At 57.7% G+C, this 13,291-nt stretch carries 14 protein-coding genes; 1 reads left to right on the forward strand and 13 read right to left on the reverse strand.

Annotated features, from left to right (window positions below):
• Positions 1–339: 339 nt before the first annotated feature.
• The 3 genes from JOD69_RS14260 to JOD69_RS14270 form a co-directional block, all read right to left on the reverse strand.
• The gene (locus tag JOD69_RS14260) at positions 340–1,500 is read right to left on the reverse strand and encodes an NAD-dependent epimerase/dehydratase family protein (RefSeq protein ID WP_086133974.1); all 1,161 of its coding nucleotides are present in this window, start codon (positions 1,498–1,500) and stop codon (positions 340–342) included.
• Positions 1,497–2,612: an NAD-dependent epimerase/dehydratase family protein gene (locus JOD69_RS14265; protein WP_086133975.1), complete on the reverse strand. Its 1,116-nt coding sequence runs from the start codon at positions 2,610–2,612 to the stop codon at positions 1,497–1,499. Before JOD69_RS14265 ends, JOD69_RS14260 begins: the two co-directional genes overlap by 4 nt.
• Before the next feature lie 200 nt (positions 2,613–2,812).
• On the reverse strand, positions 2,813–3,805 hold the full coding sequence (locus JOD69_RS14270) for a UDP-glucuronic acid decarboxylase family protein (RefSeq protein WP_077729354.1): 993 nt from the start codon (positions 3,803–3,805) through the stop codon (positions 2,813–2,815).
• A gap of 557 nt (positions 3,806–4,362) precedes the next feature.
• Here JOD69_RS14270 and JOD69_RS14275 point away from each other — a divergent pair.
• The gene (locus JOD69_RS14275) at positions 4,363–5,235 is read left to right on the forward strand and encodes an SDR family oxidoreductase (RefSeq protein ID WP_077729355.1); all 873 of its coding nucleotides are present in this window, start codon (positions 4,363–4,365) and stop codon (positions 5,233–5,235) included.
• A 289-nt stretch (positions 5,236–5,524) separates the two neighbouring features.
• On the opposite strand, the gene JOD69_RS14280 is transcribed toward JOD69_RS14275, so the two are convergent.
• The 10 genes from JOD69_RS14280 to JOD69_RS14325 form a co-directional block, all read right to left on the reverse strand.
• Positions 5,525–5,947: a CBS domain-containing protein gene (locus tag JOD69_RS14280; RefSeq protein WP_205780699.1), complete on the reverse strand. Its 423-nt coding sequence runs from the start codon at positions 5,945–5,947 to the stop codon at positions 5,525–5,527.
• Between the two features lie 59 nt (positions 5,948–6,006).
• On the reverse strand, positions 6,007–7,029 hold the full coding sequence (locus JOD69_RS14285) for a YihY/virulence factor BrkB family protein (protein WP_077729357.1): 1,023 nt from the start codon (positions 7,027–7,029) through the stop codon (positions 6,007–6,009).
• Positions 7,030–7,211: 182 nt separating this feature from the next.
• The gene (locus JOD69_RS14290; protein WP_077729359.1) at positions 7,212–8,429 is read right to left on the reverse strand and encodes a DUF3618 domain-containing protein; all 1,218 of its coding nucleotides are present in this window, start codon (positions 8,427–8,429) and stop codon (positions 7,212–7,214) included.
• A gap of 129 nt (positions 8,430–8,558) precedes the next feature.
• A complete protein-coding gene (locus tag JOD69_RS14295) occupies positions 8,559–9,008 on the reverse strand; it encodes a ferritin-like domain-containing protein (protein ID WP_077729361.1) in 450 nt (149 codons plus the stop codon).
• A gap of 48 nt (positions 9,009–9,056) precedes the next feature.
• Positions 9,057–9,617 (reverse strand): phage holin family protein, encoded by a 561-nt coding sequence (locus tag JOD69_RS14300; protein ID WP_346425836.1) that lies wholly within the window; start codon positions 9,615–9,617, stop codon positions 9,057–9,059.
• On the reverse strand, positions 9,571–10,119 hold the full coding sequence (locus JOD69_RS14305) for a hypothetical protein (protein WP_139841080.1): 549 nt from the start codon (positions 10,117–10,119) through the stop codon (positions 9,571–9,573). The genes JOD69_RS14300 and JOD69_RS14305 overlap by 47 nt, the downstream gene beginning before the upstream one ends.
• Before the next feature lie 530 nt (positions 10,120–10,649).
• Complete coding sequence (locus JOD69_RS14310) at positions 10,650–11,681, reverse strand: SDR family oxidoreductase (protein WP_077729366.1); 1,032 nt, start codon at positions 11,679–11,681, stop codon at positions 10,650–10,652.
• 136 nt (positions 11,682–11,817) lie between these two features.
• Positions 11,818–12,258 carry a DUF2383 domain-containing protein gene (locus JOD69_RS14315; RefSeq protein ID WP_077729367.1) on the reverse strand — a complete coding sequence of 147 codons (441 nt, stop codon included), beginning with the start codon at positions 12,256–12,258 and terminating at the stop codon, positions 11,818–11,820.
• A gap of 43 nt (positions 12,259–12,301) precedes the next feature.
• Complete coding sequence (locus tag JOD69_RS14320; protein WP_077729368.1) at positions 12,302–12,820, reverse strand: hypothetical protein; 519 nt, start codon at positions 12,818–12,820, stop codon at positions 12,302–12,304.
• Positions 12,821–13,051: 231 nt separating this feature from the next.
• Positions 13,052–13,243, reverse strand: coding sequence for a CsbD family protein (locus JOD69_RS14325; RefSeq protein WP_077729369.1), 192 nt, complete (start codon positions 13,241–13,243; stop codon positions 13,052–13,054).
• Positions 13,244–13,291: the final 48 nt, after the last annotated feature.

Genomic DNA, 13,291 nt, shown 5'->3' on the forward strand with positions numbered 1-13,291 from the left:
ATTTGTACAGATACCTCTACTCTCCGGGAGAGGGTTGGGCGAGGACCCTTTAAGTCAGTCAATTACGCAAGTTTTTTACTCCGAACAGAGATTTACTGCGCGTAAATAAAGTTGCGTAAAGTTAAGCCCTATTCAACTCACCCGCACCCTAGCCCAATCACTCCGCACGTTCCCTATGCGGAGCCGCAAGCGGAGCTCGCGCGTGCAAATCGGCCTCGCCACGCTACGCTGTCCCGCTTCGCTCGCGAGTCCGGGGCAGCCCATCCCTGGCCTGCCCGCTCGTCGCGTTGCGCCTCGCCCTGCCGATTTTTCCCAGAGGGAGAGGGAGTGTTTGTGGCTTTACTTTCCCGGCCATTCGTAATCAAAGCTTCCTTTTAGTCCCTTCGACCGCACTGCCGCTGTCTTGCCGGGGTTGTACCGCGTCTTTTGGTCCGAGTACATTAGTAACCATTCGTATGTCGCCGCCACCCCGTCGCGCACGGCGGTTTCCGGTCGCCAGCCGATGGCGCGGTCCAGCTTGCGGATGTCGGAGACGTAATATTTCTGATCGCCGGTGCGCCAGGGCGCGAATGTCAGCTCAGGCCGGCGGCCGTGCAGCTCCTCGATGAGGTCCACCAGTTCGATCAGGCTGGTCGTCCTGGCCGGTCCGCCGCCGACATTGAAGGCCTGTCCGCGCAGCCGGCCGATGTTGTCTCCGGCGAGCCGCAAGGCTCTTACCAAGTCTTCGACGAACAGCACATCCCGGACCTGAAGGCCATCGCCGTAGATGGTAATCGGCCGATCCTGCAAGGCTCGAATCAGAAAGTGAGCCACCCAACCCTGGTCCTCGGTGCCGTACTGGTGCGGCCCGTAGATGCAGCTCATGCGGAACACGGCCGTAGGCAGCCCGTAGCTGCGCGCATAGTCGAGGACGTATTGGTCGGCTCCGCCTTTCGAGCATCCATAGGGGCTGTGAAAATCCAGGGGCCGGTCTTCGCCGACACCGTTTCGGGCGGTTTCCTCGTCGCGCGGCATATAGCGATCGCCCTGGCGGCGTACGCCGAGATCGCCGAGATCGCCGTACACCTTGTTGGTCGAGGTGTAAACCAGCGGCGGCGGATTCTGGGCCGAGCGCAAGCCTTCGAGTATGTTGAGCGTGCCGCGGAGGTTTACCTCGAAATCGGCGGCCGGATTTTCGATGCTGGTGGTGACCGCCACCTGCGCGGCGAAGTGGAATACCTGCCGGGCCCGGTGCACGGCGCTCCGGACCGCGTGAAAATCCCGGATATCGGCGATGTCGACCTGGACCCGGTTACCATGGGTGGAGCGGAGCCACTCGAGATTGCGCTCGACGCCCGGCCGGCCCAGATTGTCGAAGATCAGCACCGGAATGCCGTCGTCGAGCAGACGATCCGCGAGATTGGTCCCGACGAACCCCGCTCCGCCGGTGATCAGCACCGGCCTCAGGTCGTTTCCGGTAAAACCTTGCTTCGGATTCAACGGTTGCTGCTTGTCGTTCATAGCCGCAGTCCCCGCTGCGAAAGTTCCTCGTTCGCCGCCTCGAACCGGTCGAAAGCGGGCTGGGTTTGCAGCCATTCCGCCAGTTCGGCCATGCCGTCTTCCAGCTCGATGCGGGGGCGATAGCCGAGGATGTTTTGGGCTTCGCCGATATCGGCGAAGCAGTGGCGGATATCGCCGACCCGATATTGCTCGGTGATTACCGGCCGAATCTCCTCCCGACCGAGCAACCGACCCATCTGCTCGGCAATCTCGCGCACCGTATAGCTGCGGCCGCTTCCGACATTGAGTGCCCGACCGGCGGCCTCGTCGCGCTCGAGCGCGAGCACACAGGCCTGCACTACGTCCCGGATATTCACGAAATCGCGTCTTTGTTCGCCGTCCTCGAAGATCGACGGGCTGTTGCCGTTGAGATAACGCGAGGCGAAGATGGCGAGCACGCCGGTGTAAGGGTTGGACAAGGCCTGCCGGGTCCCGTAAACGTTGAAGAAGCGGAGCGCGACGGCCGGAATGTTGTAGGCTTGGCCGACCAGCAGGCATAAACGCTCCTGGTCGTATTTCGACAAGGCGTAGACCGACGCGGGCGAGGTCGTCTTCGATTCCGGCGTGGGCAGGGGTTGCAGCGGATCGCCGTTGTTGTCGGTCAGTTCCCACTGGCCGTGCTGAAGCTGCGTCAGCGGCCGTTCCGGGGGGGTGCAGGTCTGACCACTGGTGGTCCGGTAAAGTCCTTCGCCGTAAACGCTCATACTGGACGCCACGGCCAGCTTTTTCACCGGTTGTTCGATCAGAGATTGCAGCAGCACGGCGGTGCCGCGGTTATTGATGTCGGTGTATCGCTCGATCTGATACATGCTTTGGCCCACACCGACCGCGGCGGCAAAGTGGAACACGGCATCCACGTTCCGTAGCGCCTCTCGGACTGCGCCGGCATCGCACACGTCGCCGTGCATGAATTCGACCGCGGGATTGAGGTATTGCGGCGGCTGTCGGTTATTGCCGTGGACTTGCTCGCTGAGAGTGTCGAGCACCCGGACCCGGTAGCCTTGGTCGATCAACCCATCGGCAAGGTGCGAGCCGATGAACCCTGCTCCTCCGGTAATCAAGATCCTTTCCATGGTCACTCCTGTCGATCCATCGTTTCGGTGATGCTCCGGTGTCGTCGAGACGTGTTGTCGGCAAAGGATTGCCGTCCTGCGACTCCATCGATCTCTATAGGTCGGGAATCCTTTCCCGACGCAGCCCGTCGGCCAGCGGCTCGTCGGCAAAGGATTGCCGACCTACGAATCCGTATCGCCGGCCGGGGGCCGGAACGGAATCAGCTTCCGGTCATGGCTTTCGAGGACGTATGTCCCTTCGCCGTCAAGGTGCTCTCGAAATAGTCTATGGTGCGTTTTAAGCCGTCGACGAGAGACGTGGATGGCGTCCAGCCGAGTTTTTCGCGGGCGTGGCTGATGTCCGGGCAGCGCCGGATGGGATCGTCCACCGGCAGCGGCCGAAAGGTGATTTTCGAACGCGAGCCGGTCAGATCGATGATAGTGTCGGCCAGTTCGAGCATGGTGATTTCGGCCGGGTTGCCCAGATTGAGAGGGCCCGGCACATCGTCGGACGTCGCCATGAAGCGCTGCATCGCCTCGATCAAGTCGTCGACATAGCAGAAGGAACGCGTCTGGTTGCCGTCGCCATAGATGGTCAGCGGACGGTTCCGGAGCGCTTGCCCGATCAGGTTCGGAACCACGCGGCCGTCGTTGAGCCGCATATAGGGTCCGTAGGTATTGAAGATGCGGCCGACTTTGACGCGCACCGTGTGCTGCCGGTAATAGTTGAGAAACAAGGTTTCGGCGCAGCGTTTGCCCTCGTCGTAACAGGCCCGCGGCCCCACGGGGTTGACCGAGCCGCGATAAGCTTCATGTTGAGGATGGGTTTCCGGATCGCCGTAAACTTCGCTGGTCGACGCCTGGAATATCTTGGCTTTCGAGTAACGGGCCATTTCCAGGAGATTGAACGAGCCCTGCACGCAGGTCTTCAAGGTGTGGACCGGATCGGCCTGATAGTGGACCGGCGAGGCTGAGCAGGCGAGGTTATAGATTTCGTCTACGTTTTCGACGTGCAGCGGCAGGGTAATGTCCTGATTGATGATTTCCAAAGCACCCAGGTCCTTGAGTCCGAGGAGAATCTCCTCGCCTCCGGTTCGAAAGTTGTCGATGCAGGTGACCGCATGACCTTGCATAAGCAACCAGCGGCAGAGATTCGTTCCCAGAAACCCGGCTCCGCCGGTCACGACAACGTGTTTCCTTCCACTCTCTGTCATATCCATGATCTCCGCTTTTAGAGTGCATCCTTGACGTTCTTGGACGAATGACCTGCCGACTTCGGGATCAGCGGACCGTTTTGCGGATTTGCCTTATGCGTCGTTGTCCATTCCGGTAGCACACGGCTGTGCTCGATACTGTTCGGCAGCGGATAAACCCACCGCAGCAGTTGCTTAATTGGGCAGCAAAAGGCGTCGCATTCCTTGCGGTCTGTTTATGGTTTGACTGGGTAACTGAAAGCTTGCGGATGACCCTTCCCTGCTGAAAGCTTAAAACTATCCATGTCCCAGGCGTATTACCGGCTACTGATATTTTGGTCCGTGCTGTTTGTCAAAAGTTCAATGACATCTAAGTTGATGCTCGACTTCGGTAGCGGCAGTGTCTATCGGTCGTGCGTTTCGTCACCGGGATATCTATCGCCATGATCTATCGACGGTCTTCGCCGAAATGCCGGATAAACAAGCGACGCTCGGAGTCGAATATTTACATTTGAGGTTGATGTTCTCGGTTTGAGTCCGGGCGAACACGGGCCGATATCAGGCAAAGGAGCAAGCGTATGACGGGCGAGTTGCAAGAACCGAAACCGCCGTTTCCGGAACAACATCTGGAGCGGCCGGAGCTGGAATCCGAGCTGGAGCCCCGGCCGAGATATTCGGCGCCGCTCTACAAAGGAGCGGGCAAGCTCAAGGACAAGGTCGCGCTGGTGACGGGGGGAGATTCGGGAATAGGCCGGTCCGTCGCCGTGCTGTTCGCTCGGGAGGGAGCGGATGTCGCCATCGTTTATCACGAGGCGCATTCGGACGCCGAGGAAACCAAGCAGGCGGTCGAAGCGGAAGGGCGTAAGGCTCTCGTCATTTGCGGCGACATCAAGAACTCGTTGTTTTGCCGACAGGCGGTGGAAAGAACCGTTCAGTCGTTCGGCAAACTGAACATTCTGGTGAATAACGCAGCCTATCAGAAACACTGCGACAGCCTCGCCGAGATTTCCGAGGAGCAGTGGGATCTGACGTTCAAGACCAACATCTACGGTTATTTCCATATGACCAAGGCGGCGCTGCCTCACCTCAAGGGCGGCGATGCCATCATCAACACGGGATCGATCACCGGTCTGGAAGGCAATGCCGGACTTCTGGATTACTCGGCGACCAAAGGCGCGATCATCGCTTTCACCAAGTCGCTGGCGCAGAATTTGGCGGAATCGCGTATCCGGGTGAACTGCGTCGCTCCGGGGCCGGTTTGGACGCCTCTGAATCCCGCCGATCAGCCGGCCGAAAAAGTCGCCAAATTCGGCATGCAGACCAAGTTTCAGCGACCGGCCCAGCCTGAGGAAATATCGCCGGCTTACGTGTATTTCGCGTCCGAGGCGGATTCGAGTTACGTGACGGGCGAAGTGCTGACCTTATTGGGAGGGAATGTTCGCGCCGGTTGAGTTAATGCGGTCTTCACGCCGGTCTCGCGCCATGCACTGGAAAACGTCCCGCCTATTCAAAAGGCAGGCCGAACCGAGTGGTCGTCGGTCGGCCATCGTTTGCCGAGCAATCCGTGATGTCGGGAAAGGATTCCCGACCTACCCGGAGTGATTGCCTGAGTTCGTAGGTCGGCAATCCTTTGCCGACTGCAATGTCGGGAACGGGGCGACTCGAGGTCCGTTTGCTATCGATCCGGCGATACCGACCTTGAATCCAACGGCATCGCCCTCCGTGCTTCGACGGGTCGCTTTAGGGCGCGGCGGAAATCGCCCTGACCAAGTCCCCTACCTTGGAGGTGTCTATGCTCGTGGCCAAGTCGCCTTGGCTCACGACGCCGACCAGCTTGTGCTCCTCGATGACCGGCAAGCGCCTGACTTTATGGTCGATCATCTTGCGCAGCGCATCGTCGATGGAGTCACTGGCATGGACCATGACGGGAGTGCCCTGAGCGACTTCGCCCGCGGTAGTCGTTGAAGGATCCCGATCTGCGGCCAGAACCTTCACCACGATGTCGCGGTCCGTCAGCATGCCCTTGAGGCGCTTGTCGTCGCCGCAAATAGGGAGTGAGCCGATGTCGAGCAGTTCCATTCGCTTCGCGGCTTCGATGATGGTTTCGTGCTCGCCGATACACTCGGCGCCCTTGGTCATAACATCTCGTACCTGTTTGTTCATACCGTTTTCCTGCGCTCCAGTGATTGACCGGACGTGAGTTGCCGCTGCGAATGCAGGCATCATCGTCTCGGATGTTGCCTCGAATCGTCCGTGTTGTCCCTTCCTTTGTCCCCATAGGCTTTGCCGATGGTGTCGGCCACGTATGCACGACGTTCGCCCAAAGGCTCGGGTTCGCCTATGGTGGTGTCCTCCTTGGTTTGATGCTCCATTTCGGCGTTGAGCTCGGCGCCCAGGAGCACCACGTAAGCCGTGAGGTAAAACCAAGTGAGCAGAATGACGATGGCGCCGACCGAACCGTAGGTTTCGTTGTAGTTTCCGAAATTGGACACATAAAAAGAAAACAGCCCCGAACCGATCAGCCACAACACTACCGCCAGCACGGCACCGGGGCTGATCCATTGCCAGCGGGGCGCATTGCGGCAAGGGCCGTAATGGTAGACGACCGCCAAACCGAAGATGAAAGCCAGCGCCAGAAGCGGCCAACGCAGGAGAGAAAACAGGAATGACAGAAATCCGCGGAGGCCGGTAAAGCTCAGAAAAGCAGGCAAGCCGGCAATGAGGCCTATGGCGACCAGGGCGAAGAGGATTCCGCCGAAGGTGAAGGCTAGAGCCAAGCCGTTCAATTTCAAGAAGCTCCTTTTCTCCTGCTCGTTGTAGACGATGTTCAGCGCGGTGATCAGGGAGGTGATGCCCTTTGTAGCGCTCCAGATCGCCACCGCTAAACCGATGAGGACACTTAAGCTCAGCGCTGTGTTGGCATGACTGGCGATGTCGTTCAACTGCCGGCTCAGCAGCGCATGGGCCTCCGCAGGGACGATGTTCGCCAGCGCTTCGATCTCTTTCTGAACGTCGGCGGGATCGGCGACCAGACCGTACAGGCCGATCATTGCCGCCAAGGCGGGGAAGATCGCCAGCAGGGCATAGAACGCTACGCCGGCCGCGACGATCGAAATATTGTCGTGGACGACCTCGTTCTTGACACGGTAGGCAATGTCCCGCCAGCCTGCGAGCGGGATATCCCAAGGACGCACTGCCGAGCGGCCTCGGTCGTTGTAAGCGGAAGCGTCAGTCGATGTGGGCATTGGGAAGACCTCCCTGACTGATTCGGGAAAAGCGATTTCCGGCGCGGAGACGGCATCGACTGTGCAATCTCGACGCCGTCGTTCATGGCGCGCTCCGTCGTCGCTTTTTATGCGAATTCGCCATGACGCGTCGAGCGCGCCATGGCGTTTTTCCAACGGTTAACCGGCTTGAGGACCGTCGCTTACGGCGTGTTCGGAGACTCGTAGCCGGGTCCTCGGCTCATGGAGCCGGACATCCGGCGATCGGGCATGCCGTGCCGCCGCTCTCCGGCAGGCGGTACTCGCGTGACGTTTCCGATCGTCTCGGCCAAGAATCCCTTGCGGCGGTCGCTTACGCCTCCGCGGCGCTCGCCCATCGGTGGCACGCCTTTCATGGATTCGGCGGCGGCTGCCTCACCTCCCGTGGCTCGTGTAACTCCGCCCATACCTTCGGTGGTCGTACCGCCGGCCGTGGTGCCTCCCACCGTAGTTCCACCGGTGCCGATGCCGGTTTCGCCGCTTTCCATGCCATGAAGTATTTCGCCCGAACTCGAGCCAGCCGTAATCGGGCTGCTCTCGGCTTCGGTCGGACCCTCGTGCATCGGGCCGGCGGTAGCCGGTTCGCGTTCGGCTTCGACGGCGCCCTCATGCATGATTTCCCGGCCGGTTTCGCGAGCTTGACGCGCCAATCGGTCTCTCGTCTCTCCCATCATTTCGTCTTCCATGCGTGTGCGGGGCACGGCGGCACCGAGCGCCGCTCCGATGGCGATCCCCAACACGCCCAGGACCAAGGGTTGTTCCTGAACGATGTGCTGATACTGGTCTTGGGCCGCATGGCCGAGTCGTACCGCCTGATCCTGCGCTCTGTGAGAGACTTCTCCGGCTTTTTCGCGGACGCTGCTCATGGTGTCGCCGACGGAGTGCCGAACATGGCTCGCCTTTTCGCCGAGCGTTTCCCGGACATGGCCGACGGTCTCCGATACTCTGCCTTTGGCGTGTCCAAGCTTTTCGCTCATGGCGCCTTCGCCCTTGGTTCCGCCCATGCCGTGGGAAACGGACCGTTCTATCTCGCCATGGCTGCTATGCAGACTTTCCATGCCGTGAGAAGGCTTCATGAGCCCAGAAACGGATCGGCCGCCTTTGCCTTTGGTTCGGCCCGACAGCGCCAGCCAAGCGAGCCCGGCGCCGAGCAGAGTCATCGGAATCGGATTTTCCTTGACGACAGTCCCGGCACTGGTGCCGAACCGTCGCAAATTTTCGTTTATCTGCTTCTCGTCCAGATAGTTCAAGGCTTGATCCAGGAGCTGTCCGGGCGAAAATCGCTCTTGAATCGTGTCCAGAGTCTCCGCCATCTGGCTTCGTGTCCGTTCGATATCGGTTTCGATTTGTTCGGGACTTCTGGTCTCGTCATATGTAGCCATAACATTCTCCACTATGCTTGCTAGAGAGCACCCGTCCCAGTCGTAGCCTGGGGGGACGCTCTTTAGAACTATGCTGATAGGATGTCCTCAAAACAGTCGGACTACCCATTAATCGCCATCGAAATACGGTCACATCAGTGTCAATCGCTCTTCGATCCAGGCCCGGTGCCTCCGTTCGTCCGCCAGATTGCGCTCCAGCAGCGGACGGGCTTGAGGCAAGATATCGGTCCGCTGGAGTGCCTGGCTGTACGCCTGGTTGGTGTCGTCCTCATTGGATTTCATGGCCTGGAGAATGCCTTTATCGCCGGCAATGTTGCCGATGATGACCTTGCCTTGCGTCAAAACGGCTTTGAAGTCGGCCTCGGTAGGCGGCATTTGGCCAAGATCGCGTACGATGCGACTCAGTTCCTGGATATGGCGCTGGTGATCGCTCATGAATTCACCGAGCCGATCACCGACGGCACCATCGTCGATCCTTTTAATGGCGGCTTCGTATGCGGCGACGGCATCGAAGTCGAGCTCGATCAAATTGCAGAGCGTTTCGATGAAGGATTCCTCATTTCCGATTAGGGTAGGCATATGGTTCCTCGCTCGTCCGAGCGGTTCTCTTTTCTTAACGATGACGAGTTACTTGATATGCTCACGCAAAACTTCCGAATCTCTGCGGAGTGACTCGCCGGACTTCTTTGGCATCAAGTTTTTCGCCTTGAGATTGCTGCGGCCTTTTTGCAGCAATACCAAGCCGATGATGAGAACGATCGATCCGACGATCAGCGGCGACAGCCACGGGTTGTCGACAGCGACGGCTCCCATGATGTCGTTGAGGGCGGCGACCGCTGCGAGCAAGAGAGTCAAAAACCCTGCAAACACGATCGCACCGCCCACCGTCAGCGAGCCGACCCCGGCACCTGCTTCCGACACTTTCTCGGAAAGCTCCGCCTTCATCAATTGTCCCTCTTGACGGACGAGAGTCGACAACTCCCGCGTAAAGTCCGTTAGGAGTCCGGCAAGCGAAGAATCCTTCTTGCCTGTAACTTCATCTGGTTGCATGACAGCACTCCTCTCATAAATGGTTGTGCCGGCGCCTTTGACGCCGGATGTTTCGCGTGTCGGATATGTAGCCCTTTTGGAATCGGAAACCTCAGTGGGTATATCGGGTTTCGGTTCCCACGCGCTCCGTGGAGCCATACGCCGGCTCGGTTTCTCTCCGTTCTGCCGAGCTCTTGAGAAATCGTGAAAGCATGAAACCCACGAGTACGCTTCCACCGAAGAAGACCCCCGGATTTCGGCGGGCGAAGTCCTCCGTCTTTCTCATCATGGTGCGAAGATCTCCTTCGCGAATGGTATCGACCATTCTGTCGAGAGCTCCCGCCGCACGATCGACATAGCGGGCGGTCGTACCTTGTTCCCGCTCGTTCAACTGTTGAGCGGTTCGATGCAAGGCTTCCGCCATGCCGCCGACTTCCGAGGCCGCGGCGTTGCGCTGACCCCTGAACAATGATTCACCTCTTTGCTTGGCTTCTTCCTTCAGCCGTTGCATTTCGTGCTTGATTTCGCCGGCTACTTCCTTGGCTTCGGTCTTAATATCCGACGAACGCATTTCCGTGCTGCCTGTGGTACCCATTCCAGTACCGGACTGAGTCGAGGAGGCAGGTTTGGTGCTATCTAAATCAGTATCTACGTTAGCCATGACATCACCTCGCCTTCTGATGGTTGATAATTGACAAATTATTCTTCGAGATACCAGGAAAAAACAGTCGTATTAATTCGTATTCTTAGTTAAAAATCATGGTTTTCCGATAAACTAGAACTGCTGGTATATTCCTTTTGGCAAATCGATCTAAATACCTTGACGATCTGTGAGAAGGTAAATAAGACCAGGTTATGAATGTTTTTAAGAAGATGGTCTAAAGCGGCTGGCGAATACGTACTTGAAGGGTGATATGGAATAGTATAAGAACGAATATATTGCCCTTATGAACAACAGGCGGCCTGTTGTTTTGTCTCTTGTCTACAACAAGTTGGGAAAAAGACTAAAAATACAAAGCTAAGTTGCCGATCTCCAATGATGGTTAAACCGAGGCCCGCCTCGATACCGAGTCTTGATATAGGTTTAAGACCATTGATAGGGATTGAATATCCCTGATGTCGAGGTAACGATGGCTCGTACGTGCGGACATCTATTTCCGAATGAGACCCCGCCTCCGGGAGAGGTTCAGGCTATTTATCGGGATTCGGTAGAACGTTGCCGGCTTCGGCAGTTCGTGGTGTCGAGCGTCTGGAGGAGTTCAGGTAAAGCGCCGCGCCAAGACCGGCGAGCAGGGCCAAGGTGCCCGCAGTCCAGGCCGTCTTTCGATAGCGTTGTTGATGGGGTTCCAGCCAGCCGCCGCGCACGGTGTCGAATTCGGGCATGGGTTCGAAAAGGTTTCCGGGCGAATCCGGTCCGGGCCGGTCTTGAAAGTGACGTCGCTCCACCTTTCTTGCCACCATCCGTTCCGCCAGCGGCGGCGCAAGATTCCACATGGCGATCATGCGCCCCGCGTTGCCCACGGTGACCTCCCTCTTCGGATGGCGAATCGTCTCCAAGATCGCCTCCGCTACGTCTTCGGGCGCATAAACCGGCGGCATCGCCTGAACCGCTTTTCCGGAGTAGTTGGCGGCATGTTGGAACAACGGGGTATCGATGGTTGCAGGCAGAATGGTGCACACGTGAATGTCGGGCGTATCGCGAAGCTCCATGCGCAAGCTTTCCGAGAATCCGGTGATGGCGAACTTGCTGGCGACATACGCGCTGGCATACGGCGCCGCCACTTTCCCCACTACCGACGCCACGTTGACCAATACACCGTATCCTTGCTTGTGGAAATAGGGCAGAACCGCCCGTGCACCGTGAACATAACCGAAGAAGTTGGTTTCGATGACGCGTCTAAATGCATCCGCAGGCGCGTCCTCGAACCGGGACAGCATGGTAACGGCGGCATCGTTGACCCACACGTCGATTCGCCCGTAAGTCTCGATGGCACGGCGCGCCAATTGCCTGACTTGCTCTTCGTCGGTGACGTCGGTCCTTACCGCCAACGCGCGTCCGCCGATTTGCTCGCATTCCCGCACCACTTCGTGCAACACGTCCGCTTGGCGGGCCGCCAGCACGACCGTTCCATGCTGTTCGGCGACCTTCATCGCCGTCGCTCTGCCGATGCCGCTGGACGCTCCGGTAATGACGATCACGGAGTCGGCAATATTCAATCGCATGGAAACGTCCTCTCATTCCAGCCGGGCACCGACTCGAAGATCGGTATAGTTCGCCGAAACAAACGAGGCGCGGTGGACAGAGCGCCGCAGCGAGATTCCCTCTCTATCGGCTCTCTGCGGCCGCGCCGCAACAGGATCAGGTGGTCCCGATGAGCCTGTTCAGAACGTTGAGGTGTTGCTGTTGTCTCGGCAACAGCGTGGTTTGAATCAAGTTTCGGACATCGGCCGGAATATCCGCATCCAGCAGGGCTTCCTGGTAATCCTGAATACCGTTTTCCTCTCCTTGGCGGAGGGCGGTGAGAGCCGCCTTATCACCTAATAATTTGGCGCCGCCCATGACCATTTTGGACCAGGTTCCCCAGGCTCCGGAGTCCTCCGTGGGTTTGCCTCCGGACTGAATGATCCGCTCCCTGAGCTTGTTGGCGGAGTCTCGATGATCTTCGCAAATCGAAGAAATCTGCTGCACTTCTCCAACCTGCGGCTCATTACGCAATTTATCCAGAGCCTGTTGATAGGTTTCGACGGCGGATATTTCGTCTCGCAATAGGGTATTAAGTTTGGATTCGTCCCATGGCATATACGTCTCCTGATGTTTGCTCCGAAGCGAATTTGTCCGATGGTTAGGTGACGCTCGCTTCTCCGCTCACTGCGATGTCTTCCGCATTAGCCTGTTCGAAAATCTCTTTGGCTTTGGACCTTTGGTGGCTGTCAGTGGTATGCACGGAAATCAGAATGTTCCCGCTCTTGATCTTGCCCTCGTAACGTTTGGCTTCGTACTCCGGAATTCCCATGCCGACCAGAGCTCCGATGATTCCTCCGGTTGCTCCGCCGATAGCTGCGCCGGTCAGTGCCGCCGCGATAGGTCCGGCAGCGATAAAGGGGCCGACACCAGGTATTGCAATAGTGCCGATTTCTGCAAGCCAACCGAGCACGGCACCCACGCCCATGCCTGCGACTCCTCCGGCGGTAGCTCCCTCCGGTGCCTTGGTGTGCTGCTCGTGGGCGAAATCTTTGGTCGTGGACTTATCGGGAAAAAGGACGGAGATATCGTTGTTTGAAAATCCCGAGGATCTCAAACGATCGATAATCAACTCGGCTTGTTCTCTCGTCTTGGCGACACAAAATACGGCTTTTTCCATGTCAATCTCCTTATGAAAAGTGCGTGATTAGAATATATTGACGCAAGAAGATACCGAAATGGCTTGAGTTATATCTTGAATTTATCAGCAAAAGGTAACTACCTTAAAAGCGGCAATGCCCCACTTATTCTATTCAAGTAGTCGACGCGCTAACTGACGGTACATCCCTGATTGGTGGCGCTCGAGGAGCGTGGAAAGACGGCGTTACCGTCAGCTAGCCAAGTATTCGATTTACATCTTCATACCTTCTACTTGCCTTTCCGCTTCTTCACGGGCTATCCCGTATCTTTCCTGAATCTTGCCTATCAGTTTTTCTCTTTCGCCATTAATCTCGTCAAGCTCATCGTCGGTCAACCGACCCCATTGAGCTTTAATCGTGCCTTTGACTTGTTTCCAGTTTCCTTTGACTTGATCCCAGTTCATGACATTTCTCCAAATATTCGCCATCGACAAAGCATCTGCCCTGACTGG

Origin of the sequence: Methylocaldum sp. RMAD-M, assembly GCF_017832375.1 — a bacterium.
Lineage (GTDB): Bacteria > Pseudomonadota > Gammaproteobacteria > Methylococcales > Methylococcaceae > Methylocaldum.